We start from the raw sequence: 25,588 nt of genomic DNA on the forward strand, positions 1-25,588 counted from the left end.
CTCGGGCGGCCACCCGGGCTGGGCCATTCCTCACGGAACGGCACCATCATAAGCGATCGCGCTAATACAAGGGTGGGCAAAGGTGCGCAAGCGCCGTGCCCACCATCATTCCATGATCGAGAAATGTGGTGGGCACGCTTCGCTCTGCCCACCCTACGACATTGAGTGCTTGGCGACAGCTTCCCGCCTCAATGGCTCCAGGCCAATGCCGTCACGATCGCGGATTGCAGGTTGAGCTCGGCGAACATGATCTTGCTGGCGACCACGACCAGGACGCTGGCAAGCGCCACGCGCAGCACCGTCTCCGGCACGCGCGTCGCGCTGTAGCTGCCGATGACGATGCCGGGCAGCGAGCCCAGCAGCAGCACACCCATCAGACCCCAGTCCACCGAGCCGAGCATCCAGTGTCCGATGCCCGCTACCAGCGTCAGCGGCACCGCATGCGCGATGTCGGAGCCGACGATGGTTGCCATCGGCAGGCGCGGGTAGAGCACCAGCAGCACGGTCACGCCGACTGCACCGGCGCCGACCGACGAGATCGAGACCAGCACGCCGAGAACGACGCCCGTGATCACGGTCGCAATCGCGATGGTGCGGTCGTCAACCTGCTCCATGCGCCGGCGATAACGCTCCATGATCGACTTGCGGAAGATCAACGACGTCGCGGTCAGGACCAGCGCGAAGCACAGCACCAGATTGACCAGATTGCGTTCGACATCGCTCCGAAGATCCAGCTTCCAAAGCACCAGCAGCGTCAACGCGCTCGCCGGAATGCTGCCGCAGGCAAGCCGCAGCACCGCGGGCCAATGCACGCTGCGCGACCAGCCATGCACGACGCTGCCGCCGGTCTTGGTGGCGGCGGCATAGAGCAGATCGGTGCCGACGGCGGTGGTCGGATGGATGCCGAACAACAGGATCAGGAGCGGCGTCATCAACGAGCCGCCTCCGACACCGGTCAGCCCGACAAGCAGACCGACGCCAAATCCCGAGGCGACGTAAAGCGGATCAATCATGGCCGGGTGAATCTAGGTTTATCTCGTCATCAGGGCAATATGACGTAGGATAAACTTTCCCAAAGAGGCAACTCCTTCGGGCAAATAAGAAAAATCGTGCTCCATGCTGCAGATGGAGAGGGATTTCCCCTTGTTCGCCGGCCGGTCGCGAAAGAGTCGTTCCCCGAGGGAACCCGGCGGGTGCGGTTCCGTAGTACCTATTTTCCAAACGCCAGCACGTGCAGCCCCAGCCGTTGCCGTACGATCCAGAACAGCAGCACGGTCTCGAAGGTGAGCGAGAGCGAGGTCGCGGCTGCGGCGCCGTGGCCGCCGAACCGCGGCACCAGCGCGATGCAAAGCACGACGTTCATCACGAAGGCGAGCGCATAGGCCAACGCGCAGATCTTCTGCTGACCGAGCATGTTGAGCAGCCGCTCGACCGGTCCGATTGCGGCGCGTACCACGAGGCCGACAGCGGCGACGAACATGATGTCGTAGCCAACAACGAATTGCGGTCCGAACAGCCAGAGCAGCGGCTTGCCGAGCGCGAGCAGCACGGCGGTCGCGGCCAGCGACGGCCAGAACGTCCAGCTGATGGCGTGCGCGACATAGGCCGACAGCCGCGCCTTGTCGCCGCTGGCGTTGTATTCGGCGAAGCGATGCGCCGTCGTCGCCGACATCGCGTAGTGAATGAACGACACCAGCGCCAGTGTCTTCACGACGGCAAAATAGACGCCGACCTCATCGGAGGGGCGGAATTGCTGCAGCACCAGCACGTCGGTGTACGACAGGAGCAGGTAAAAGCTCTCGACCAGCAGGATCGGCAGCGAGACGGCAAGCCAGCCGCCGATGTCGTAGGCCTTGGGGCCGGCTGAGATGTGATCGGCGAGCTTGCGGCTCAGCGCCACCATCTGGCCGGTCATCGCGATCCACACCGCGCCTGCGCTTGCGATCATCGCGGCGGTCGCGCCGAGATGATAGCCGAGCAGGAAGGCGCACGCCGTGATGCCGATGATCAGCGCCTGGCGGATGATGAATTGCGGCATCAGGCCGAGCTGCATCCAGTCGTGCGAGCGGGCGATGCCGTCCTGGGTGTTGGCGACCACGAAGGCAGGCAGCGTCATGCAGCCGATATAGAGCGGCAGCTCCTCGGCCGGATCGATCCAGGGCGACAGCAGTCTGACGATGCCGGCGAGCGCCAGCGACAGCAGCGTGGAAACGGCAAAGGTCAGCCAGCGGCTGCCGGAGAGAAAGCCGCGCAGCAGCGCATGGTCGCCGCTGGCGCGATATTCCGGAATGATCTTCTGCGCGGACGCCGAGATGCCGAAGTCCATCATGCTGCCGAGCAGCAGCACCCAGGTCCAGACATAGACATAGACGCCGTAATCGGACGTGCCCATCCAGCGCGCCAGCAGCACCTGCGAGACATAGGCAAGGCCCGCGCTGATGACGCGGATGATGAAGATGGTGCCGGCCAGCCGCCGCGTCAGCGACGCCTCGCTCGATCCGCCCGTCAGCCTGGCGCGCAGCCGCGCGATCAGCCCGGCCGGTCCGGTCGTTGCGGGTTCTGCATCCATCACGGCCAAGTCGAGATCCCCGGGCGTTCCGCATGTTGCGATATGCGAGGGATTAGCAACCATTCGTTAAGATTCGGTTGGGTGGGGCGTGCGCTGTCGCGCCACCCTCAGTGTCGTCCCGGACAAGCGGAGCCTTGACAACGCGCAGCGTTGTCGAGGGCGAAGCGCAGATCCGGGACTCATAGCCCCAGGGAGAAGTTGCAGCGGGAGCTGATAACTTCGAATCTTCGCACAACTATTGCTGCGGCGTCCGGATCCCGGATCGGCGCGCGCTACCGGACAACGCTACGCGTTGCCGGGGGCGCGCTTGTCCGGGATGACAGCGGAGTATAGAGCGCAAGCGGAGCAACCCACTCGCGTCGTCCACAACGTCACTCCAAGTTCGTATTGAACTCGTAAGACTTGTCCGGCCCCACCAGCGTGAACTTCAGCGCGGCACCCTCAGGCTTGACGCCCGGAGGCAATCCGTCGAGCTCGAAGGAAAATCGCTTCACGCCGGGCGGGCTGTGCTCGACCGGATCAGGAATTGGCAACGACCATTCAGGCGTCGGCCCTTCCACGAACAGATTGACCTTGCTGTCAGCGGGCGCGACGACATCGACCACCACGTTCTTCGGCCCGTCGCGCTTGACGTCGCGGATGGTCAGCGGATTGGGGTCGCCGATCGTGGCGGGCTTCGGCACGGTGTCGAGCGCTGTGCGCAGATTGGCATCTTCGGTCGAGGCGACATTGTTGAAGCCGAGCTCGAGATTGGCCTCGACGGGAATGCAGAGCTTTTCGCAGACGGCGTAATTGATCTCGGCCCGCAACGTCACCGGCTTGTCGGCGGCTTTGGCAACGATGCGCAGGGGCAGCACGATCTGGTCGTGATAGCCGATCGAATGACCACCTGCGCCGTCGTCGAATTTCAGCGGCGCCGGCCACATCACGGTCACGGCTTCGACATTGTCCGACTTCGAGAAGTCGAACCGCGGCGGAACGCCTGAGTCGCCCGGCATCCGCCAATAGGTCTTCCAGCCGGGCTGGAGCTGGACTTCGATACCGCCGAGCAGCACCGCGCCGCTGCGCGATCCCGCCAGCAACCGCACCGCGGAATGTCCGTCGCGCTGCCACGGTGACGCATCGTCAGCATGGCCCGCGGTCGTCAGCAACGACGCAAGCAAGCTTGTCGCGACCCCGATCGCCGCATACAGGGGAACTCTTCTCAGCATGGCACGTCTTTACAGGGTCGTTCTCGGGCAAACCATTGAATTGCTTGTGATGGATGCACCTGAATCGCGTCTCTGCAAGCCTTGATTTGACAGCCGCCCGGCCCGACATCAGGATAGGAATCGAAACCGGAGTGCTTCACCGATGGCTCCCACAGGCAAGAGGACGGGCGAAAGCACCCGCAGTGCGCTGCCCAATTCGGCCAGTTATCTGGACGGCCGGCTCCTGATCGCGATGCCCGTGATGGGTGACTCCCGTTTCGAGCGCTCGGTGATTTACCTCTGTGCGCATTCCGCCGAGGGCGCGATGGGCATCATCGTCAATCACCCGGCCGGCAGCATCGATTTCCCTGAGCTGCTCGAGCAACTCGGCATCATCAAGAAGGGCGAGCACATCAAGCTGCCCGAGAACGCCGAAAGCATGAAGGTGTTGGCCGGCGGTCCGGTCGACACTGGTCGCGGCTTCGTGCTGCACTCCAGCGATTTCTATATCGAGCACGCGACGTTGCGAATCGACGACGGCGTCTGCCTCACCGCGACCGTCGATATCCTGCGCGCCATCGCCAACGGCTCGGGCCCCAAGCACGCCATCCTCGCGCTCGGTTATGCCGGCTGGGCGCCGGGCCAACTCGAGACCGAGATCCAGAGCAATGGCTGGCTGCATTGCGACGCAGATGCGGATCTGATCTTCGGCGACGACGTCGACGAGAAGTACAGCCGTGCCCTGCGCAAGATCGGGATCGATCCCGGCATGCTGTCGAACGAGGCCGGGCACGCCTAGCTGGTGCGACGCTCTCGGCTGCCGTCCCATCCTTCGCTGTCGTCCCGGACAAGCGCGCCTTAAAGCGCGCGCAGATCCGGGACCCACACTCCCAAGGCGCAATTGTTGCGGTAACTGATCACCCCTTAGTCTTCGCCAAACCACTTTCTGTGGCTATGGATCCCGGATCTGCGCGCGCCGAAGGGCGCGACGACGGTTGGTTTGCAGCGCTACTCCGCCGCCTGCTGCTGGACCGTCGGCTCGGTCCCCGCCACCGTCGCCCTTCGCATGTCGCGGGGCTGCGACTGGTCATAGCGGCGGACGCGGTGCATGGTCTGGCGGTTGTCCCACATCACGAGATCATGCAGCTTCCATCTGTGGACATAGACAAACTCCGGCTGCGTCGCATGCTCGTTCAGGTCGCGCAGCAACAGCCGCCCCTCCGGCACGCTCATGCCGACGATCTTGCCGGCATGCGATGAGAGATACAGCGACTTGCGGCGATGCACGGGATGCGTCCGCACCAGCCGCTGCAGCACTGGCTTGAACATCGCTTTTTCGTCGTCGGTGTATTCGGTGAAGCCAAGCGATCCCCGCGAATACATCAACGAGTGCTCGCAGAGGAGGTCCTCGATCTCGGCCTTGGTCTCGTCGTCGAGCGCATCGTAGGCGGCGCGCATGTCGGCAAATTCGGTGTTGCCGCCCTTCGGGTTCACGACGCGCGCGGAGAGCAGCGAGAACTTTGCGGGGATGGGGCGGAACGAGCTGTCGGAATGCCAAAGGCAGTTGCCGAGATTGAACAGATGCGTGCGGCTGTCTCTTGCCAGCGGCTTGCCGTCCTTGCCGAGATTGGAGACGTCGTTGAGGCCGGACTGAAGCCGGTAGTCCTTTTCCTTCGTCACCGTTCCGCCGCGGGCATCCTCGCGCTGGCCGAAGTTCAGCGCGAAGGCCATCTGCTGCTCGTCGGTGATGTCCTGGTCGTGGAAGACGAGCACGGCGTATTTGTCCATGGCGGACTCGATCTCGCGCGCCTCATCCGCTGCGAGAGGCTTTCGCAGGTCGAGGCCCGAAACCTCGCCGACAAAATACTCCTGAAGCTGCCGGATGGCGATCGTCATGGCGTCTCTCCCGCGAACCGCGAGCGGTTGGTCCCGCTCTGTTGATGCAAAAAGCTACTCCCGCAACGGGCGTTGTCAACGCCGGCCACGCATGGCTCTCACGCGTTCCGCGCCATCAAACCGCCGTCGACCGGGATCACGGCGCCGGTGAGGAATGATGCCGCAGGGAGGCACAGGCTCAACGTGATATGCGCGACCTCCTCCGGATCGCCGTAGCGGCCGAGTGCCGTGCGGCGCTTGGCGTATATGGTCTTGTGCTCTTCGGAAATGCGATCGGTGATGGCGGTGCGGATCGGGCCCGGGCAGATGCAGTTGACGGTAATGCCCTCGCGGCCAAGCTCGACGGCCAGGGAGCGGGTGAGGCTCGCCACGCCGCCTTTCGCGGCGGAGTAGGGGCTATGCAAGGCGGTGGCACCAAGCGCTTCGGTCGAGGCAATATTGACGATGCGCGGGCTCTTCGATTTGCGCAAATGCGGCAGCGCCGCGCGGATGATGCGCGGATGCGCCGTCAGCATCACGGCGATGCCCCTGGCCCAGGCGTCGTCGTAAGTTTCGTCGTCGATCGCTACGCGCACGGAGATGCCGGCATTGTTGACGACGGCATCGAGCCCGCCGAAATGCGCCGCGACGTCGTTGACGACCCGCTTGATCTCGCCGCCGTCGGCGACGTCGAGCTTCCATGCCTTCGCCGTCCCACCGCTTGCCGCGATCTCCCTCGCAACGGCCTCCGCGCCGTGCTCGTCATAGTCGGTGACGGCAACGTTCGCGCCCTCGCCAGCGAACACGCGGGCGGTGGCACGTCCCATGCCGCTGGCCGCGCCGGTGACGAGAACGGTGAGGCCTTTCACGGAGCGGCTGAGCTCTTTGAATCCGGACATGCTGTTTCCTCGCGGTCTCTTGCTTCTTGTCATGAGATTGACGAGGCTGGCATCGATCCGCAGACAGGTCAAACAAGCAAGACGAAAGGGAGGCCGCGATGGCGAACGAACTCGATTTCTCCGGCAGGCAGGTGCTGGTGATCGGTGGTTCCAGCGGGATCGGCAACGGCATCGCGCAAGCCTTTCGCACCAGAGGCGCGGATGTTGCGGTCTGCGGCACGCGCGCTCGCGCGGCGGAATATCAGGCGGAAGAAGGCTCCGATCTCAGCGGTCTTGCCTATGCGCAGCTCGACGTCAGCAACGCGAGTGCGATCGAAGCGTTCAAGCCGTCCTTCGACAGGCTTGATATCCTCGTGCTCGCGCAAGGCGCGGTGATCTATCGCCGCGGCGAGTTCGAGATGGCGGGCTTTCGCAAGGTTGTCGAAGTCAATCTGATGAGCCTGATGGCGTGCGCGACGCGGTTTCATTCCATGTTGCGGGATTCCAAGGGCGCGCTGATCATGGTGTCCTCGACTGCGGCCTATCATTCCACCATGGGCAATCCCGCCTACAATGCCTCGAAGACCGGCGCCGTCGGATTGACGCGCACGCTGGGAGAGGCGTGGGCCGAGGACGGCATTCGCGTCAACGGTATCGCGCCCGGTCTCGTCGACACCAAGATGACGAAGGTGACGACCGACAATCCCAAGCGGCTCGAAGGTGCGTTGTCGCGCATTCCGCTGCGGCGATTGGGCACGCCGGCCGATATGGCAGGCGCGGCGCTGTTCCTGGCCTCGCCGCTGTCGTCCTATATCATCGGTCAGACGCTGGTCGTCGATGGCGGGCTCATCCTTTAGCCCGCTTCATCGGGCGACACTTTCGCAATGGCGTGGAACTGTGCTCCTCCTGATCAGTTACTCCGACAGACCCCCGAGGAGGAGCATCATGGACAAGGATCGAATCGTTGGATCGGCCAAGGAGTTCGCAGGACGCGCCGAAGGCGCCGTCGGCGATCTTGCAGGCGATGCACAGACGCAGGTATCGGGCAAGGCGCGCGAAGCCGCCGGCACGGTGCAGAATCTCTACGGCCAGGCCAAGGACGCCGTCCGTGACGCGGCGGACACCGCCACGAGCTACGCCAAGGACGCTTACGATAAGCCGGCCGAGGCCTTGCGAGACGGTTCGCAGGCGATCGCCCAGAGGGTGCAGGACAATCCGCTCGGCTCACTTCTGATCGCCGGCGGCATCGGCTTCGCGCTCGCGCTGCTGATGTCGCGCCCCGCACGTCGCCCGCTTCCGCGCTGGCGTTATTACGGCTAGCTCGTCATTCCGGGCGCGCGTATCGCGAGCCCGGAATCCATCGTGCGAGCATCAGTGCTGTTGAGTGGATTCCGGGTTCGCGCCAAGTGCCGCGCCCCGGAATGCAATAACTACCGCACCACTTCCGCCGCACGCCCGACATTGCCGGGCGGGCGGGGGATCGCAGGGTTCGGATTCGGGTTGCGCGGTGCTGGCGCCAGCTGGCGCGGCGCCGGCTGAGGCGAGCCGAAACCGAAGAAATCACGCAAGGACGGCGTCGCCTGTGCCGGCTGCGTCGGCTTCTTCTGTGCGGGCGGCTTGGGCGGCGCGATCGCGGCGGCTGCGCCGGGTGCGCCGGGAGCAGCAGCGCCACCATCAGGCGCCGTCGTCGCAACAGGCGTGTCGCCCTTGGCCTGCTCGCGGCCGACTTCGCGGCGCGGCCAGGCATAATCGTCGGCGCGGCCTGCTGGCGCGGCCAGCGGCTCGCCTTTCACCAACGTTCTCGCCGCGAGCGCATCCACCGAGGCCGGACGCGTTCCCGGTCCACCCAGCAATTGATCGGTCGAGATCGAGGCCGCGACCAACGGCACGATCGGGCCGGCGAGCGGCCGCGGGGCGGGCTTGCCGGGCTCGGCGCTGGTGTCGGGTGTGGCGGGTTCGCTCGGCAGCGCGATCGGACCGGAACGGCCTGCGAGCAGACGCGTGATCTCGCGCTCGACATAATGCGCGAGCTTGCGCGCGCCGGGCTTGGTGAAGAAGACGCCGTCTCCGCTGCGCAACTGGCGGATCTGGCCTTCGAAGTCAGGGCCCTTCTGCAGGAAGCGGCCGGCTTCGTCCACAAATCCGTCCCAGACGTCGACATAGGTGATGCCGGCCTTTGCCGCGCCTTCGCGATAGAGCGAATCCAGGAACAGCATGTCCGCGGTCCCCTTCGGCCCGCGGATCGCGGGCAGGCCGACCCAGAGCACCGGCACGCCCTTGGCTTTGAGAACGTTCGCGAGTTCCTCGATCTTCTTGTTGTAGAGCTCGACCCAGCGGTCGTCGCGGAATTCGTAGAGGCCGTTCGGATTGCGCGCTGTCTTCTCGGGCGCGGCAGCCGGTGCGTCCGCGTTGTCTGCGTCGTCTTGCGGCAGGTCGGTGTCGGCTGGCTTGTCCTCGGGCTTGGCCGCAGCGTCCGGCTTGGCGTCACCCGGCTTGGCGTCACCTTTGGCCTCACCTTTTCCTGGCGGCTTGGCGCGCGCGCCCTTGTCGTTCTTCTTGTCCTTGTCCTTGTCCGCCGGCTTGTCGGCGACGGGTTCGCGGATCGAGATCCGGTCGTTGAGGCCGAGCATGACGACGATGACGTCGGGCTTCTCGGTGTCGAGGATGCCCTTGGCGGCGGCCGTCCAGTCCGAGGGCTCGCCCTTCGGCTGGTACTTGATCAGGCCCGAGGTCGTCTTGTGCTTGCGGATCACGCCCATGTCGGGCTGTTCGGTGTAGGCGTCCTCCAGGCCATAGGCGAGCCAGTCGGCCATGGCGTCGCCGATCACCAGCACGTTCTTGTCCGCAACCGTCTCACGCTTGGCGGGCGCCGGGGCGCGCGAAAAATCCTGGCGCGGGGCCTGCGGCTGCTGCTGCTGGAACGGCGCAAAGAAATCACCGCCAAACCAGCCGCCGCCACCGTTTCGCGGCGGCGGTGCCTGACGCTGCGGCGGGCCACCGAAGCCGGGGAAGTTGAAGAACTGTGCCGAAGCCGGCCCCGCGACCGAAACCAGGATCGCAAGCGCCGTCCCCAGCGCGATCAGCGGGCCGGTCTCGGTCAGCGCCTTGAAAAAGGATTTTGGCTTCGACATGCGATCTTTTGCGCGCGCAACGGGGTCCGGGATTGGGTCGATATAATAACGGAATCGGGCGCCAAACGGGCAAATTCTCTTGCAGATTTATGACCCATACACTGCCGGTCGGCTGCCCCCAAGGCCGGCGGCCAAAATCCCTGTTCAGGGTTACTTTCAGGCCGATTTTACCGCCCGCGCAGCCGGTCCAGCACGTCGGAGGTGGCAAACCCGTCGGCCGGGATACCGACCGAGACCTGGAAGTTGCGCAAGGCGTCCCGGGTCTGGCCGCCGAACTGGCCGTCCGGGGTGCCCTTGTAGAAGCCGCGCTGGGCCAGCAGTTGCTGGAGCTCCAGCCGCTCGGTGCGAGATAGTTCCCGCTCCTGCCGCGGCCAGGGCTGCACGAAGGGCTGCCCCCCGCGCAGGCGGTCGGCGAAATGGCCGATCGCCATCGCATAGGCCTCGGCCGGGTTGTATTTCATGATGACCCGGAAGTTCTGCAGCATCAGGAAGCCCGGTCCCTGTGCGCCGGCCGGCGCCAGCAGATAGGCTTTCTCCGCTGGATGCGGAAAGGGCTGGTTGGCCGGACGCTTGACACCGAGCTTCTCCCACTGCGCGATCGTCATCGTCTTGGCGCGGTCGGCCAGCATGTAGTTGAAGCCCGGGGGCACCACGACCTCGTAGCCCCAGGTCTGGCCGGTCTGCCAGCCGTCCTTCTTCAGGTTGTTGGCGGTGGAGGCGATCAAATCGGCCGGATTGTCGACGACATCGCGCCGTCCGTCGCCGTCGCCATCGACGGCGAAGCGCTTGAACGCGGTCGGCATGAACTGGGTCGGGCCGAACGCCCCGGCCCAGGACCCGCGCATCTGTTCGGGCCTGAGATCGCCGCGATTGAGGATCTCCAGCGCCGATAGGAATTCGTCCTTGAAATAGGCCTGGCGACGGCCGACGCAGGCGAGCGTCGCGGTCGATTGCAGCACGCTGCGGTCACCCATCTGCGTCGAATAATTGGACTCGATGCCCCAGATTGCCGCGATGATGTAGCGATCGACGCCATAGGTTTTTTCCGTGGCATCGAACTGCGCCTTGTATTTGGCGAGGACCTCCTTGCCCTTGGCGAGGCGGTTGTCGTTCACGAGAATGTCGAGATAGTCCCAGATCGACTTGGAGAATTCCGGCTGCGAATCCATCAGGTCCATGATGCGCAGATCGGGCGTGAGCCCCGCCGTGAAGCGCTGGAAATTCTCCTGCGTGATGTTGCGCCGTGCGGCATCAGGCCACATGCCGGCAACGCAATTGTCGAAATTGCCGGCCGCCTCGCGGATCGCCGCCGCCGTCATCAGCGGATGGCCGGAGGCGCCGTCCTCGCCGCTCCAAGGTTGAGCTCCAGTTTGGGCGCCGCCCGAGGCGGGCGCGGGTGGCGAGGGCGCGGCGTCCGAGCCGGAGAAAATACCGCCGAACAGTTTTGACAGGCCGTTCTGCGTCTGGGACTGCGCGGACGCGGGGAACAGCAGCGCGGCCGCAATCATTGTTGCGCCGGTGATCATCCCCCCGCGTCTTGCCAATCCTGCCACCGCTTGCCTCATGTCCTATCCGTCCGGCCGAAAATCGGCCCATCAGCAGGCCTTGTCACGGTTGCCAATATCTTAACAAAGGTGAATTTTTTGCTGGTCACCTTTTTCGCAAATTCTGCGAGACCAAGCCCAACATCCGCCTTTGTTAACGGCTGCAAAACGGCTAGCAAGATGCCATTGCTCCTTTCCCGCGCGCTCCAAGGTATTCGATCAATCACATGAAAATCCGCAAAGCCGTATTCCCCGTCGCCGGCCTCGGCACCCGCGTCCTGCCCGCCACCAAGGCGATGCCAAAGGAAATGCTCACCATCGTCGACAAGCCGCTGATCCAGTACGTCTATGACGAGGCGAGGGAAGCCGGCATCGAGCACTTCGTCTTCGTCACCGGCCGTAATAAAAACGTCATCGAAGATCATTTCGACCGCATGTACGAGCTCGACGCCACGCTCGCTGCGCGCGGCAAGAAGGCCGAGCAGGATGTTCTGGCGCAGAACCAGCCGGAGGCCGGCGCCGTCAGCTTCACCCGGCAGCAGGCGCCGCTCGGCCTTGGCCATGCGGTCTGGTGCGCGCGCGACATCGTCGGCGACGAGCCGTTCGCGGTGGTGCTGCCCGACGAACTCGTGCTCAACACGCCCGGCTGCCTGAAACAGATGATCGAGACCGCATCATCGCTCGGCGAGAAATCCAATCTGATCGCGGTCGAGGCGGTGCCCGACCATCTCACCCACCAATATGGCATCTGCGGCGTCGGCAAGCGCAGCGGCAAGATGTTCGAGGTCGACGGCATGGTCGAGAAGCCGGCCAAGGGCACCGCGCCCTCCAACCTCTCGATCACCGGCCGCTACATTCTCCAGCCCGAGATCTTCAAGATCCTGGAGACGCAGGAGCGCGGCGCCGGCGGCGAGATCCAGCTCACCGACGCCATGATTGGCCTCGCCAAATCGCAAAAATTCTACGGCGTCGAATTCGAGGGCGAGCGCCATGATTGCGGCTCCAAGCCCGGCTTCCTCCGCGCCAACATCGCCTACGGCCTGAAGCGGCCGGAGCTGCGCGAGGGGCTGATCGCGGAGATGAAGAAGTATCTGGGGCAGTAGCTACTCACGTCGTCCTGGACGAGCGCAGCGAAGCGGAGCGCCGATCCAGGACCCATTACTCCGGGGAGGAGTCGTGGTTCGGGCCGACAACCACGAGTCTTCGCCAAACACCTCCCTGAGGTAATGGGTCCTGGCTTTCGCCAGGACGACGCTGAGTCTTGGGCGCGCTGCTCTCCGGAATGACAGCGAAGCTCACGCCACAAGCGACAGCTTCGGCGGGCTTGCCACCACGGACTGATTCCGCCCGCCGGCTTTTGCGGCATAGAGGGCCTTGTCGGCAGCGGCGACCAGGATGGCCCAGTCCATGCCGGCTGATGGCGCGAGGCTGGCAACGCCGCAGGAGACGGTCGATCCCGCGCCGCCGTCGGACCAGCCCAGCACCTTGGCGCGGATGGTCTCGGCGATCTTGAACGCCTCGGTCGACGACGTGTTCGGCAGCAGCACCGCGAACTCCTCGCCGCCATAGCGCGCGGCGCAGTCGCCGGCGCGACGAACCGAATCGGAGATGCAGATGGCGATGCCGACCAGCACCTGGTCGCCGGCCTGGTGACCGAACGTGTCGTTATAAGCCTTGAAGTGATCGGCATCGATCATCAGCAGCGCGACCTCCGTCTTCTGGCGCATGGCGCGGCGCCATTCGGTCTCGATGACCTGGTCGAACTTGCGGCGATTGCGCAGGCCCGTGAGCGCGTCGGTCGTCGCCATCTCCTCGAGCTTGCTTTCGGCATCCGCGCGCCGGCTGATCTCGCGGGCGAGCCCGATCGCCGAGCCCAGCACGAACAGGGAAAGCACCAGGACCACCGCTCCGATGCGAAGCGCTTCCTTCTGCCACAGCGCGAACACGGCCCTCAGCGGCTTGCCCGCCACGACAAACAGCGGACCGGAGCCGCTGCTGCGCACGTAAAGGCGCGGCGTCGGGTCCACCGGCCCCTTGCCGGCATAGGATCCGCCGGCCGTGAGATTGTCGGGCTTCCACTCCGGCTGCGTTCCCAGGTTTTTGCCGATGATGTCGAGATCGAACGGCCGCCGCATCATGATGGTGCGGTCGCGCTTGAGCACGGTGATGGTGTCCTCGGGATCGAGGCTCAGCCGCTCGAACAATTCGTGGAAATAGCTGAAGCGGATCGAGCCGGCGACCACCCCCATGAAGCTGCCGTCGCTATCGCTGATGCGCCGGCTCAGTACGATCGAATAGGCGCCGCGGAACAGTATCGGCCGGCTGATGAACAGTCCGGCCCCGGGGTTGTCCCGGTGAATCCTGAAATAGTCCTCGTCGGCGCGGTTCTCGGATTGGGGATCGAGCGTGGAGGCGTCGATGGTCAGCCTGCCTTCGGCGTCGAACACCTGGATGGCGCCGAAGTGCCGCGCCGTGGTCGCATGGTCGAACAGGATGAGCTGACGGATCGGCCTCGATACCGTGGCGATCTCGGGCACCAGCATGTTGCTGACGACCGCCTTCAGCGAGAGATCGTAGATATCGATGTTGCGGCTGATGTCGGCGTCGATGGACGCGGCGAGGTTTTCCAGCGTCTGGCGGGCCAGCGCCTCTTCGCCGCGGCGCATGTCCAGCATGACGTTGATGCAAATGGCGGAAAAGCCGATCACCGTCACGACGGACGTGATGATCAGCAGCTTCGCCGAAATACGCCAGGGCCGGCGGGCCTTGGCTTCGCGCCATCCGGACTGCATCCTTTGCTCCCGGCCTTAACGGATGCGCCTGAAATCTTGCACAGTGTTTAAGCGGCGACGGCGACGCTGCAATGAGTTAAGGATTGGTTTATTCAACTGACGAATTTCAGCAGGCCTGGTCGGGCCAATCCGGGCTTCGAACGAGAGGACAATCGTGAACGACTACGACGCCTTGCGCGACTATCTGATGCGGCAGAAGCAGCCGGAATTTGTCCTGACCTTCGAACAGATCGAGGAGATCATCGGCGCCGCCCTGCCGCGTGCGGCCAACCGTGCGTCATGGTGGGACAGCCTGCGCAGCCCCGACATCCAGATGCCCCAGCGCGAAGCCTGCCTCGCCGCGGGCTTCAAGGCAGTGCGGATGCCGGACGGCCAGAGCGTGCGGTTCACGAAGATGAGGCCGCGCAGGTGAGCCGGGGCGCAAGCGCGCCTTTGCTCACGGCGCTACCGGACCCGTCATCCTGAGGTGCCGAGTGGCGCGATGCGAAGCATCGCGCCGGGAGCCTCGAAGGATGGACGGCCGAGATGCAGCCGGGCCGTCGCCCTTCGAGGGCCGCTGAAGAAGCGGCCTCCTTCAGGGTCACGGGGTTAGTTCTGTCGTAGTGCCGATGGTGGGCACGGCGCAAGTACGCCTTCGCCCACCCTTGATATCGGACTCGCGGAGCTAGCTCGCCGCTTCCAGCCGCACTTCCGTCAGCAGCCGCATCGCCGCGTCCGCGTCCATCGGCTCGCCGAAGGCAAAGCCCTGCGCGTATTCGCAGCCGAGCTGATACAGCTCGACCGCGTCGGAATCGGTCTCGGCGCCTTCCGCCACCACATCCATGCCGAGATCATGCGCCAGCGCAATGATCGACTTCAGGATCACCGGCCGCGTGCCGCGGTTGGTGGTGCGCACGAACGACTGGTCGATCTTGATGGTGTCGAACGGGAAGCGCTGCAGATAAGCGAGCGAGGAATGGCCGGTGCCGAAATCGTCGAGCGACAGCCCGGTGCCGAGCTCGCGGATCCGCGTCAGCATTTGGGCGGCGTGCTCCGGATTCTCCATCACCAGCGATTCCGTCAGTTCCAGCTTCAGCGTTCCGCGCGCCACCGAGGAGCGCGACAGCACGGTGCGGATGTCGTGGATGAGGTCGTGGCGCAGCAATTGCCGCGAGGAGACGTTGACGGATGCGAAGATCGGCTCGCGCGAGCGCATCGCGCGCTGCCAGATCGAGAGCTGCTTGGCGGTCTGGTCGAGCACGAACATGCCCAGATCGACGATCAGGCCGGTCTCTTCGGCGATGGTGATGAATTCCGACGGCGCCATGCGCCCGAGCTTGGGATGATCCCAGCGCACCAGCGCCTCGAAGCCGGCGACCGAGCGATCCTCCAGCCGCACGATCGGCTGGTACAGGATGGTCAGCTCCTGCCGCTCGATGGCGCGGCGCAGCTCGCTCTCCAGCGTCAGGCGGTCGGTCTTCCGCGCGCGCATCGCCGGCTTGTAGACGTCGATGCGGTCGCCTCCGATGCGCTTGGAATGATACATCGCAAGCTCGGCGTCCTTGATGATCTCGTCCGTGAGCTGAACTTGCGGATCAGAAAGCGCAAGGCCGATCGAGGCTGTCAGGAAAATCTCGCGGTCGTTGAAGGCGATCGGCGCGCGGATGGTCTTGCGGATCGTCTCCGCGAAGGCGGTGATGCGCGCCGGATCCTGTTCGGACAGCAAGATCAGGCCGAACTGGTCGCCCGCGAGCCTTGCCAGCGTGTCCTGCGGCTTCAGGATGCGGGTCAGGCGGCGGGCCAGCGTCAGCAGGATGGAATCGCCGACCGCGATGCCGACGGAATCGTTGACCTGCTTGAAGCGGTCGAGGTCGATCACCATCAGCGTCGGGCGCAGCGCCGGCATGGTCTTGGCGAAATGCGCCACCCCGTTGAGCCGGTCCAGGAACAGTTTGCGGTTGGGCAGGCCGGTGAGGTTGTCGTGCACGGAATCGTGCAGCAGGCGTTCCTCGGCGTTGCGCAGCTCGGTGACGTCGGTGAGCGTGCCGACCACGCGCGAGACTTCGCCGTCCGAGCCGACCACCGGGCGCGCCTTCAGTGCGAACCACATGAAGTGACCGTCCGGGGTGCGCAGGCGGAAATCCTGCACCAGGCGGCCGCGGCGCTGGTCGAGCACGCTGTCGAGCGCGGCGCGGAAACGATCCTGGTCGAGCGGGTGCAATACTTCGAGCCACGAGGCCGCGGGGCCTTCCAGCGTGCCGCGCTTCAGGCCGAGCAGGGCTTCGGTCTCGGGGCTGGTGAAAACCTTGTCGGCCGAGACGTCCCAGTCCCAGATCAGGTCGCCGGAACCGGCGAGTGCCAGCGCGCGCCGTTCGATGTCGGAGACGACGCCGGTCGTGGCGCCGCCGCCGGCGAAGGCATGCTGCATCACCGTGAAGCCGATCAGCATCACGATCAGCACGAGGCCGCCGAGCAGGGCCGGGCCGACGATGTCGTTGGTGACGGAGCCGGCGACTGTCATGCCGGCCGCGACCACCCAGACCACGAGGAGGAACCAGGTCGGGATCAGCAGCACGGCGCGGTCAAAGCCGTGGGTGGAGAGGTAGACGATCAGCGCGAAGCCGGCGAAGGCGATCAGCACCAGCGAGATGCGCGCGATGCCGGAGGCCACCGCCGGATCGAACAGCGCGAGCGCCACCAGCGAACCGAGGAATGCCAGCCAGCCCACCGTGATGTGCGAATAGCGCACATGCCATCGGCTGAGATTGAGATAGGCAAACAAAAACACCAACAGCGTTGCCGCCAATATCGCTTCACCCGCCGCGCGCCAGATGCGCTCGGCGTTGTTCGACATGTCGAGCACCTTGCCCCAGAAGCCGAAATCGACGCCGATATAGACCAGCACCGCCCAGGCCAGCGCCGCGGCGGCCGGGAACATGATGCTGCCCTTCACCACGAACAGAATGGTCAGAACCAGCGCAAGCAGGCCGGAGATGCCGATCACGATGCCCTGATACAGCGTGAACGAGTTGACCTTGTCCTTGTAGGCTTCCGGCTCCCACAGATAGAGCTGCGGCAGCTTGTCGGTGCGCAGTTCCGCCACGAAGGTGACAACGGCGCCGGGATCGAGCGTGATGCGGAAGACGTCTGCGGTCGGGCTTTCCTGCCGCTCCGGCCGGTCCCCGGTCGAGGGCGTGATGGTTGCGATACGCGACAGCCCGAGGTCGGGCCACAGCAGGCCTGACGACACGATGCGGTAATGCGGCGCCACGATCAGACGGTCGAGCTGGTCGTCCGTGTTGTTGGCGAGCGCGAATACCACCCAGTTCTGGCCGCCCTCGCGCGCGCGCACCTCGATGCGGCGAACGATGCCGTCGGTGCCGGGTGCGGTGGAGACCTGGATGCGGTCGGCGTCGCTGCGTTGATGCTCGAGCACGCCGGTGAGGTCGATTGCGGGCGCGTCGCTGCGGACGCTGACAGCGTCAAGCGCGCGCGCAGGCGACGCGGCAACGAGAATCATGAGGCCCAGCGCGATGGGCGCGAGGCATCTGATCAGACGCAAGGTCAGCTCTCCGCGTTCGACGCAAACTCTGAAAGACGATTTCGCGCCGAACAGAATTGGTTCGGCGCGTCGCGATAGATGCCACGAAAGCGAGGAAAATCAAAGGGTTTCCGGCGTGGCCCATGGGCCAGCGGCCTAGACCTCCAACACAATTTTGCCAATATGTGCCGAGGTCTCCATGCGCCGGTGTGCGTCGGCAGCCTTTTCCAGCGGGAAAGAGCTGTCCATCAGCGGCTTGACCCGGCCCTCGCGCAAAAGCGGCATCACCTTGGCCTCGATTGCGGCCACCATCGCCGCCTTGTCCGCATTACTACGGGGCCGCAAGGTCGAGCCGGTATGGGTCAACCGCTTCACCATCAGCTTGGCAATGTTGACACTGACCTTGGGGCCGTTGAGGGTCGCGATCTGGACGATGCGGCCGTCGACCGCGGCGGCATCATAGTTGCGGTCGACATACTCGCCGGCGACCATGTCGAGGATCAGGTTGACGCCGACCTTGTCGGTCTCTTCCTTCACCACCGCGACGAAGTCTTCGGTCTTGTAGTTGATGGCGCGGTCCGCGCCGAGCTTGAGGCAGGCGTCGATCTTGTCCTGCGAGCCGACGGTGACGAACACCTTTGCGCCGAACGCTTTCGCGAGCTGGATCGCCATCGTGCCGATGCCGGAGGAGCCGCCGTGGATCAGCAGCGTCTCGCCGGCCTTGAGGCCGCCGCGCTCGAACACGTTGTGCCAGACCGTCATCAGGGTTTCCGGCAGCGCGCCGGCTTCCTGGATCGACAGCGCGGGCGGCACGCTCATCGCCTGGGCATCCTGCGCGATGCAGTACTGGGCATAGCCGCCGCCGGCGACGAGCGACATCACCATGTCGCCGATCTTGTGCCGCTTGGCGTTGCTGCCGACCGCGACAACTTCACCTGATATCTCGAGGCCAGGCAGGTCGCTGGCGCCGGGCGGCGGCGGATAGGCGCCGGAACGCTGTGCCACGTCGGGCCGGTTGACGCCGGCAGCCTTCACCTTGACCAGGATCTCATCAGGGCCGGGCTGCGGCAGTGCCCGCTGTTCCGGCACCAGAACCTCCGGTCCGCCGGGCTTGGAGATGGCGACCACGGTCATTTGCGCGGGCAGCTTGTCCATGATGTATCCTTGAGCAAAGGTGCGAGGGAGCGAGGCCTTTGCTTAGCCAGCCCGGTTCGAGCTGGCAACCGCCTCAGCCGTGTGGTCCGGCCCGCGGACGCAGGAGGAATGACAATGCCGATCGAAGACGACGACCGTCCGCGCAAGAAAGTCACCCACGAGATTGGACAGGATCTCTCGCTGTTGTCGGTCGAGGAACTGACCGAGCGCGTCGCCTTGCTCAAGACCGAAATCGCCAGACTGGAAGAAGCCGCCACCAAAAAGCGCGCCTCGCGCGATGCGGCGAACAGTATCTTCAAGTCGTAGGCCACAAATCGTAGTCGCCACATCATGGCTGTCGTCCCGGCGAAGGCCGGGACCCATACTCCGCAGCAATAGTTTTGCGAAGACTCGGAGTTACCAGCTCGCCGTCCAACTACTCCATGTGGTTATGGGCCCGGCCCTCGCCGGGGCGACGAGAGGTTGTTTCCGCGTTCCCCGCTCGGCCAATGAACGACATGGCTAACGAACCCTCAAAATAATCGTTCGTTTACTCTCGATTAAGCTTTCGAGTTTATGACTGTAACTGTCCTCGTTTGGACACCGAGTGGCTCCTGTCCACTCTGTTTGACGCCTCCCTGTTATCAACTTTCAAAGCCGCCGGTTCTCCGGCGGCTCTTTTTTGTGTTTCATTCCCATTTTGGCATCCCGTTCCGGTTGAATTCCGGGGAATGACCCGCGGAAACCATATCCACGCTTGTCGCTGGACTCCCGGTCCGCCCCGCGCAATGATTTGTTCATCATAAGCCGGTGCCAAAGCCGGGTGGGTAAACAGTTGCGTAAGGGGCGTTAACCATGGAACGTTTGCAAGCCGACGGCGCTCTCGTTCAACTCAGCGAGCGGTTCACCAATTCTGCGGCATTCGGCGTCCTGTTCCGCGAGGGCATGGATCTCGTCGAAGAAACCGCCGCCTATCTCGACGGTGCCGGCCGCACCGAGGCCAAGGCGCTCGATCGCGCCGTCAGCCTCACCTACGCGACCGAGAGCATGCGTCTCACCACGCGCCTGATGCAGCTCGCCTCGTGGCTGCTGCTGCACCGCGCCGTGAAGGAAGGCGAGATGACGCTGGTCCAGGCCAATCGCGAGAAGACCAAGGTCAAGCTCACCGCCGCCGATCCCGGCCCCGCCGACACCATCGAGAAACTGCCGGTGCAGCTCCAGGATCTGATCCAGCGCTCGATGAGCCTGCAGACCCGCGTGCGTCGCCTTGACACCAGCATTCACACGCCGCCGGCCGATCACATCGCGATCGGCAACCCGCTGGTCCCGCACCTCAACGCGCTGAAGGCCGCGTTCGAGCGATAGGCAATTTCGAACCGTCACCCCCGCGCAATGGCGGAGCCATTGTCGCTGGAGGCGCTCGCCTCTTCGGCGAGCCTCGAAGGGCGACGGCCCGGCTGCATCTCGGCCGTACATCCTTCGAGGCTCCCGGCGCGATTCTTTGCATCGCGCCACTCGCGCCTCAGGATGACGGGTCTGCTAGCGCCCCAAAAACAAAAACGCCCCCGGCTCTCCGGGGGCGTTTTTCGTCCAAGACCTTGCGGCTGGGATCAATCCTTTTTGAGGAAGCCCGAAAACTTCTTCTGGAAGCGCGAGACGCGGCCGCCGCGGTCCATGATCTGGGCGTTGCCGCCGGTCCAGGCCGGGTGCGACTTCGGGTCGATGTCGAGGTTCAGCGTGTCGCCTTCCTTGCCCCAGGTGGAGCGGGTCAGGTACTCGGTTCCGTCGGTCATGACGACCTTAATCGTATGATAATCCGGATGAATTTCGGCTTTCATGGCAATTCCTAGGGCGCCCGGCGCCTTGCTTGAGTGGCTATCGAATGACGGATTTGGCGCGGTCTATAACCTACAGGAGCCCCTAAAACAAGCCATCGGGGGCAGGAGAACCGGATCCCACCTAGGGGACATCCCGGATTTGCCTCGCACCCTGCCTGGGCCTATGTGGAGTCGACGTTTCTCTTTTAGACGGATTCCAATGAGCGCAGTCGAACGGCTTGAAACCGGGCCCGCACAAACCCCGTCGATCGAAGTCGAGCTGATCGAGCAGCAGGCGAAGGGCCGCGCCAGGCTGCGGCCGCTGATGGCGCTCGCGCCTTACGTCGCCCGCTATCGGGGCCGCGCCGCGCTTGCCTTCGTTGCGCTGACGGTCGCCGCGCTGACCACGCTGCTGGTGCCGGTCGCGGTGCGCCGGATGATCGATTTCGGCCTGACGGCGGAAGGCATCGCGCTGATCAACAGCTACTTCTCGGTGATGATCGCCGTCGTCGCCGTGCTCGCTCTGGCGAGCGCCTCGCGCTATTACCTCGTGATGACGATCGGCGAGCGTATCGTCGCCGATTTGCGCAGCGATGTGTTCGCGCATCTGCTGTCGCTGTCGCCGTCCTTCTTCGATTCCGCGCGCAGCGGCGAATTGGTGTCGCGGCTCACCGCCGACACCACGCAGATCAAATCCGCGGTCGGCGCCTCCGTGTCGATCGCGCTGCGCAACCTGATGATGTTTTTTGGCGCGGCGGCGATGATGGTGATCACCAGCCCGCGCTTGTCAGGCTTCGTGCTGCTGGCGATCCCGCTGATCGTGCTGCCGCTGGTCGCCTTCGGGCGCTGGGTGCGGCGTCTGTCGCGCAACGCGCAGGACACGCTTGCGGATGCGTCCGCCTATGCGGGCGAACTGATCGGTGCGATCCGCACCGTGCAGGCCTATACCAGCGAGGGGCTCGCCGCGAAGCGTTTCGGCGGCGAGGTCGAGCAGGCCTATGAGGCTGCGCGCACGTCGACGCAAGCTCGGGCGGTTCTCACCGCGATCGTCATCTTCATCGTGTTCGCAAGCGTGGTCGGCATCCTCTGGATCGGCTCGCACGACGTGCTGACCGGTACGATCACGCCGGGCCGGCTCGGCCAGTTCGTGCTCTATGCGGCCTTCGCGGCCGCTGGCCTCGGCCAGCTCAGCGAAGTCTGGGGCGAGGTGTCGGCCGCGTCAGGCGCGGCCGAGCGCCTGTTCGAGATCTTGCACGTGAAGCCCGAGATCGCGGCGCCAGCGTCACCGCGCGCGCTGCCGGTGCCCGGGCGCGGCGAGGTCGGCTTCGATCATGTCAGCTTCGCCTATCCGGCGCGGCCCGATGTCAACGTGCTCGACGCCGTCTCGTTCAGCGTGCGACCAGGCGAAAAGGTTGCGATCGTCGGCCCGTCCGGCGCCGGCAAGAGCACGATCTTCCATCTGCTGCTGCGCTTCTACGACCCGCGCGGCGGTTCGATCTCGCTCGACGGCGTGCCGGTGAAGGCGGCCGACCCGCGCGATTTCCGCTCCCGCATCGCTTTGGTGCCGCAAGAATCCAACGTGTTCGCGGCGAGTGCGCGCGAGAACATCCGCTTCGGCCGGCCCGGTGCTGATGATGCCGAGGTCGAGCGCGCGGCCGAGCTCGCGCATGCCAGCGAATTCATCCGCCGCCTGCCCGAAGGTTTCGACACTCCGCTCGGCGAGCGGGGCGTGACGCTGTCCGGTGGCCAGCGCCAGCGCATCGCGATCGCCCGCGCCATCCTGCGCGATGCGCCGCTGCTGCTGCTTGATGAAGCGACCTCCGCGCTCGACGCCGAAAGCGAGACGCTGGTGCAGACCGCGCTCGAAGAGCTGATGAAACACCGCACCACGCTGGTGATCGCGCACCGCCTCGCCACCGTGCTGTCCTGCGACCGCATCCTGGTGATGGACCAGGGCAGGATCGTCGAGCAGGGCACCCATGCCGAGCTGGTCGCCGCGAACGGGCTCTATGCCAAGCTGGCGAGGTTGCAGTTCGAGGGGGCGTGAGACTCTCACCTTACTGACAGTGTCATCGCCCGCGAAGGCGGGCGATCCAGTACTCCGAGACAGTGGTGATCAATCGAGAAGCCGCGGCGTACTGGATTCCCCGCCTGCGCGGGGAATGACAGCGGAGCTTGTAGGCTGATCTCACGGGCACTTCGGCGAGCCCATCGGCACGTTGGGGTACGGCCAGTTCTTCCAGCTTCCGTCTGAATCGACGCAAGCCGCTGCGCTTGGAGTCGGGGCTGGTGTCGGACTCGGGCCTGGTAAGGATTCGGGCGCCGACTGCGATGAAGACGGAGCGCTCGTCGCCTGCGCCATGACATAACGATCGACAGGAGCAGCTGACAGATATCCGGCGACGGTGACGCCGAGGAACGTCGCGCAACCCTTGACGAAATCGCCGCGCGTCATGGTGTCCACATCATCTTCAGCACCGGCCGCCCCGAGGTCGGGTTCACGTCTTCGCCGGCATGTGCAAAGCCGTTGCGTTCGTAGAAACGGATGGCGCGGGCATTGTCCTTGTTGACGAGCAGCGTGACGCCAGATGGTGACAGGCGTTTGGCCTCATCGACCAGCAGCCTTGCCGCGTCCGAGCCCCAGTGATCGGGATCGACGACGAGCTGGTCGAGATAGCCATCACGATCGATGGTGACGAAGCCTGTCAGTACGCCATTCTGTTCCGAGACCACGATGGACGCCTTCGGCACCAGCTCGTTCCGCCAGCGCTCGCGCCACCAGTCCACCCGCGCCGCGAAATCAATCTGCGGATAGGCCTGCTGCCAGGTGCGGTGCCACAGGTCGATCGCCGCCGCTTCGTCGGCGTCTGCGTAGGGGCGGAGGCGGAGCGCACTCATCTTGCAAAGGTCGTCATGCCCGGGCTTGTCCCGGGCATCCACGTCCTCCTATCAGCGCCGACCGAACATCGTGGATGGCCGGGACAAGCCCGGCCATGACGGTGGGGTGAGTATCGTGTGACCCTCACGACTACCGCTCCGTCAGCTTCAGCTCGATGCGGCGGTTGCGCTTGTAGGCGTCTTCGGTGTTGGCGGTGTCGAGCGGCTGGAATTCGGCAAAGCCGGCGGCGACCAGGCGCTGGGCGGGCACGCCGAGCGAGATCAGATATTGAACCACCGAGATCGCGCGGGCCGACGAGAGGTCCCAGTTCGACTTGAAGTTCACGCCGCTCACCGGCCGCACGTCGGTGTGGCCGTCGACGCGCAGCACCCAGGCGATCTCGGGTGGAATCTTCTTGTCTAGCTCGATCAGCGCGGCCGCGACGGTGTCCAGCTCGGCGCGGCCTTCGGGCAGCAGGGTTGCCTGTCCGGTGTCGAAGAACACTTCGGACTGGAACACGAAGCGGTCGCCGACCACGCGGATGTCGGGACGATTGCCGAGAATGGCGCGCAGGCGCCCGAAGAACTCGGAACGGTAGCGCGACAGTTCCTGCACGCGCTGCGCCAAAGCGACGTTCAAGCGAGAACCCAGATCGGCGATGCGGTTCTGCGATTCCTTGTCGCGCTTCTCGGATGCATCGAGCGCCTCTTCGAGTGCCGCCAACTGCCGGCGCAGCGCGCTGATCTGCTGGTTCAGCACCTCGATCTGCGCCAGCGCCCGCGCCGAGACCGCCTTCTCGGAGTCCAGCGCCTTGCCAAGCTCGGACGTCTTGCCCTGCGCGTCGTTGCCGGCGGCGGCAAGGCCGTCATAGAGGCCCTTGATGCGGTCGCGCTCGCTCTCGGCCGAGGCGAGACCGGCCTTCAATTGCGAGACCTGGTCGTCGAGCGAGAGCTTGCCGAGCTTCTCCAGCGAGAGCAGCTCGTTGAGCTGCGCGATCTTGGCGTTGAGCTGCTCCAGCGCCTTGTCCTTGCCGGTCACCTCCTGCGACAGGAAGAACTGCACGACCAGGAACACCGAGAGCAGGAACACGATCGACAGCACCAGCGTCGACAGCGCGTCGACGAATCCGGGCCAGTAGTTGAAGGCGCCTTCGCTGCGGCGGCCGCGGGCTAGAGCCATGCTCGCCTCTCAAATGCTGATTGCTAACTCTTCTCGGGCTGGCGCGCGATGCGCTCGAGCAGGCGACGGATCTCGCGATTCTGCTCGCCCTGGCCGTCGGCCCATTCGCGGATCATCTGCTGCTCGGTGCGCATATGCGAGACCAGCGCCTGGATCGCCTCGGCAAGGCTCGCCATCGCCGCGGTGGTGCCGCGGCTGGCGCTGCCTTCCTCGAGCACGGCGCGAAGCCGCTCGACGGCGGCCTGCAGCTCGCCGCTGGCAACGCCGCCGCCTCCGGCGACCGCAGCGACCGCGACCTCGCCGCTGCCATATTCGCGCACAGTGGTGGCGAGCCAGTCCTCGAGGTCGGTGTAGAAGCGGTTCTGCGCCTGGCTCGATTGCAGGTCGAGGAAGCCGAGGATCAGCGATCCCGCGAGACCAAACAGCGAGCTGGAAAAGGAGATGCCCATGCCGCCGAGCGGGGCGGCGAGGCCCTCCTTCAGCGTGTCGAACAGCGCGCCGGCATCGCCGCCGACCTTGAGCCCGTCGATGACCTTTCCGACCGAGCCGACCGTCTCGATCAGGCCCCAGAAGGTGCCGAGCAGGCCGAGGAAGACGAGCAGGCCGGTCATGTAGCGGGAGATGTCGCGGGCCTCGTCCAGGCGCGTCGCGATCGAATCGAGCAGATGCCGCATGGTCGTCTGCGTGATCGACATCCGCCCGGTGCGCTCGCCGCCCAGGATCATCGCCATCGGCGCCAGCAGCTTGGGGTGCCGGGCGGGCGCGAGGCCGGGGTCGGCGATGCGGAAATTGTTGACCCAGGAGACTTCAGGGTAGAGCCGGATGACCTGGCGGAACGCCAGCACGATGCCGATGAACAGCACCGCCCCGATCAGCGCGTTCAGCCCGGGATTGGCGAAGAAGGCCTGGACGATCTGCTTGTAGAGCACCACGCCGACCAGGGTGCAGAGCACCAGGAAAACCAGCATCCGCACCAGGAAGACGCTGGGCGAAGACAGCTTCGTGTACTCGATCTCGATGGTGGAGCGGGGCGAGGCGCCTGACGGCATGGCCGGGATCATCCATTACTTGCTTGCCTCCG

22 protein-coding genes are annotated in these 25,588 nt (G+C 64.9%); 8 read left to right on the forward strand and 14 right to left on the reverse strand.

What is annotated here, in order from left to right; translation table 11 throughout:
- Window positions 1-188 precede the first annotated feature (188 nt).
- From JQ621_RS33365 to JQ621_RS33375, 3 genes are all read right to left on the reverse strand, one after another.
- Window positions 189-1,013, reverse strand: a complete 825-nt coding sequence (locus JQ621_RS33365) for a sulfite exporter TauE/SafE family protein (protein WP_212241294.1) — start codon at window positions 1,011-1,013, stop codon at window positions 189-191.
- 197 nt (window positions 1,014-1,210) lie between these two features.
- Window positions 1,211-2,578 (reverse strand): oligosaccharide flippase family protein, encoded by a 1,368-nt coding sequence (locus JQ621_RS33370; RefSeq protein WP_409334264.1) that lies wholly within the window; start codon window positions 2,576-2,578, stop codon window positions 1,211-1,213.
- Between the two features lie 362 nt (window positions 2,579-2,940).
- Window positions 2,941-3,780 carry a protein-disulfide reductase DsbD domain-containing protein gene (locus JQ621_RS33375; protein ID WP_212241296.1) on the reverse strand — a complete coding sequence of 280 codons (840 nt, stop codon included), beginning with the start codon at window positions 3,778-3,780 and terminating at the stop codon, window positions 2,941-2,943.
- Between the two features lie 142 nt (window positions 3,781-3,922).
- On the opposite strand from JQ621_RS33375, the gene JQ621_RS33380 reads away from it, so the two are divergent.
- Entirely contained in the window at window positions 3,923-4,558 is a 636-nt protein-coding gene (locus tag JQ621_RS33380; RefSeq protein ID WP_212241298.1) for a YqgE/AlgH family protein, read from the forward strand.
- A 209-nt stretch (window positions 4,559-4,767) separates the two neighbouring features.
- On the opposite strand, the gene JQ621_RS33385 is transcribed toward JQ621_RS33380, so the two are convergent.
- The gene (locus JQ621_RS33385; RefSeq protein WP_212241300.1) at window positions 4,768-5,655 is read right to left on the reverse strand and encodes a TauD/TfdA dioxygenase family protein; all 888 of its coding nucleotides are present in this window, start codon (window positions 5,653-5,655) and stop codon (window positions 4,768-4,770) included.
- A gap of 98 nt (window positions 5,656-5,753) precedes the next feature.
- Window positions 5,754-6,533: an SDR family NAD(P)-dependent oxidoreductase gene (locus tag JQ621_RS33390; RefSeq protein WP_212241301.1), complete on the reverse strand. Its 780-nt coding sequence runs from the start codon at window positions 6,531-6,533 to the stop codon at window positions 5,754-5,756.
- Window positions 6,534-6,631: 98 nt separating this feature from the next.
- Here JQ621_RS33390 and JQ621_RS33395 point away from each other — a divergent pair, with 98 nt between their 5' ends.
- Together JQ621_RS33395 and JQ621_RS33400 are read left to right on the forward strand one after the other, a co-directional pair.
- On the forward strand, window positions 6,632-7,369 hold the full coding sequence (locus JQ621_RS33395) for an SDR family NAD(P)-dependent oxidoreductase (RefSeq protein ID WP_212241302.1): 738 nt from the start codon (window positions 6,632-6,634) through the stop codon (window positions 7,367-7,369).
- Window positions 7,370-7,457: 88 nt separating this feature from the next.
- The gene (locus JQ621_RS33400; protein ID WP_212241303.1) at window positions 7,458-7,832 is read left to right on the forward strand and encodes a CsbD family protein; all 375 of its coding nucleotides are present in this window, start codon (window positions 7,458-7,460) and stop codon (window positions 7,830-7,832) included.
- A gap of 110 nt (window positions 7,833-7,942) precedes the next feature.
- Here JQ621_RS33400 and JQ621_RS33405 read toward each other — a convergent pair whose 3' ends face one another.
- Together JQ621_RS33405 and JQ621_RS33410 are read right to left on the reverse strand one after the other, a co-directional pair.
- A complete protein-coding gene (locus tag JQ621_RS33405) occupies window positions 7,943-9,643 on the reverse strand; it encodes an SGNH/GDSL hydrolase family protein (RefSeq protein WP_212241304.1) in 1,701 nt (566 codons plus the stop codon).
- Window positions 9,644-9,810: 167 nt separating this feature from the next.
- Window positions 9,811-11,208 (reverse strand): lytic murein transglycosylase, encoded by a 1,398-nt coding sequence (locus JQ621_RS33410; protein ID WP_212241305.1) that lies wholly within the window; start codon window positions 11,206-11,208, stop codon window positions 9,811-9,813.
- A 206-nt stretch (window positions 11,209-11,414) separates the two neighbouring features.
- Here JQ621_RS33410 and JQ621_RS33415 point away from each other — a divergent pair, with 206 nt between their 5' ends.
- Complete coding sequence (locus JQ621_RS33415) at window positions 11,415-12,290, forward strand: UTP--glucose-1-phosphate uridylyltransferase (protein ID WP_212241306.1); 876 nt, start codon at window positions 11,415-11,417, stop codon at window positions 12,288-12,290.
- A 192-nt stretch (window positions 12,291-12,482) separates the two neighbouring features.
- On the opposite strand, the gene JQ621_RS33420 is transcribed toward JQ621_RS33415, so the two are convergent.
- Window positions 12,483-13,979, reverse strand: a complete 1,497-nt coding sequence (locus tag JQ621_RS33420; RefSeq protein WP_212241307.1) for a GGDEF domain-containing protein — start codon at window positions 13,977-13,979, stop codon at window positions 12,483-12,485.
- A 154-nt stretch (window positions 13,980-14,133) separates the two neighbouring features.
- Between JQ621_RS33420 and JQ621_RS33425 the strand changes: the two genes are divergently transcribed.
- Window positions 14,134-14,391 (forward strand): DUF7662 domain-containing protein, encoded by a 258-nt coding sequence (locus JQ621_RS33425; RefSeq protein WP_212241309.1) that lies wholly within the window; start codon window positions 14,134-14,136, stop codon window positions 14,389-14,391.
- A 252-nt stretch (window positions 14,392-14,643) separates the two neighbouring features.
- Here the strand turns inward: JQ621_RS33425 and JQ621_RS33430 are convergent, their stop codons facing one another.
- Together JQ621_RS33430 and JQ621_RS33435 are read right to left on the reverse strand one after the other, a co-directional pair.
- Entirely contained in the window at window positions 14,644-17,520 is a 2,877-nt protein-coding gene (locus JQ621_RS33430; RefSeq protein WP_212241311.1) for an EAL domain-containing protein, read from the reverse strand.
- A gap of 135 nt (window positions 17,521-17,655) precedes the next feature.
- Window positions 17,656-18,654, reverse strand: coding sequence for an NAD(P)H-quinone oxidoreductase (locus JQ621_RS33435; RefSeq protein WP_212241313.1), 999 nt, complete (start codon window positions 18,652-18,654; stop codon window positions 17,656-17,658).
- Window positions 18,655-18,768: 114 nt separating this feature from the next.
- Here JQ621_RS33435 and JQ621_RS33440 point away from each other — a divergent pair, with 114 nt between their 5' ends.
- Both JQ621_RS33440 and rcdA read left to right on the forward strand, forming a co-directional pair.
- Window positions 18,769-18,960, forward strand: a complete 192-nt coding sequence (locus tag JQ621_RS33440) for a DUF1192 domain-containing protein (protein WP_212241315.1) — start codon at window positions 18,769-18,771, stop codon at window positions 18,958-18,960.
- A gap of 528 nt (window positions 18,961-19,488) precedes the next feature.
- On the forward strand, window positions 19,489-19,998 hold the full coding sequence (rcdA, locus tag JQ621_RS33445) for a protease adaptor protein RcdA (RefSeq protein ID WP_212241317.1): 510 nt from the start codon (window positions 19,489-19,491) through the stop codon (window positions 19,996-19,998).
- A 245-nt stretch (window positions 19,999-20,243) separates the two neighbouring features.
- On the opposite strand, the gene rpmE is transcribed toward rcdA, so the two are convergent.
- Window positions 20,244-20,471: a 50S ribosomal protein L31 gene (gene rpmE, locus JQ621_RS33450; protein WP_011084323.1), complete on the reverse strand. Its 228-nt coding sequence runs from the start codon at window positions 20,469-20,471 to the stop codon at window positions 20,244-20,246.
- Between the two features lie 199 nt (window positions 20,472-20,670).
- On the opposite strand from rpmE, the gene JQ621_RS33455 reads away from it, so the two are divergent.
- Window positions 20,671-22,497 carry an ABC transporter ATP-binding protein/permease gene (locus JQ621_RS33455; protein WP_212241318.1) on the forward strand — a complete coding sequence of 609 codons (1,827 nt, stop codon included), beginning with the start codon at window positions 20,671-20,673 and terminating at the stop codon, window positions 22,495-22,497.
- 404 nt (window positions 22,498-22,901) lie between these two features.
- On the opposite strand, the gene JQ621_RS33460 is transcribed toward JQ621_RS33455, so the two are convergent.
- From JQ621_RS33460 to JQ621_RS33470, 3 genes are all read right to left on the reverse strand, one after another.
- Window positions 22,902-23,348 (reverse strand): GNAT family N-acetyltransferase, encoded by a 447-nt coding sequence (locus JQ621_RS33460; protein ID WP_212241319.1) that lies wholly within the window; start codon window positions 23,346-23,348, stop codon window positions 22,902-22,904.
- Window positions 23,349-23,478: 130 nt separating this feature from the next.
- Complete coding sequence (locus JQ621_RS33465) at window positions 23,479-24,507, reverse strand: peptidoglycan -binding protein (protein WP_212241320.1); 1,029 nt, start codon at window positions 24,505-24,507, stop codon at window positions 23,479-23,481.
- 23 nt (window positions 24,508-24,530) lie between these two features.
- Window positions 24,531-25,556: a flagellar motor protein MotA gene (locus JQ621_RS33470; RefSeq protein ID WP_212241347.1), complete on the reverse strand. Its 1,026-nt coding sequence runs from the start codon at window positions 25,554-25,556 to the stop codon at window positions 24,531-24,533.
- Window positions 25,557-25,588 lie beyond the last annotated feature (32 nt).

The organism is Bradyrhizobium manausense (genome assembly GCF_018129685.1).
Lineage (GTDB): Bacteria > Pseudomonadota > Alphaproteobacteria > Rhizobiales > Xanthobacteraceae > Bradyrhizobium > Bradyrhizobium manausense_D.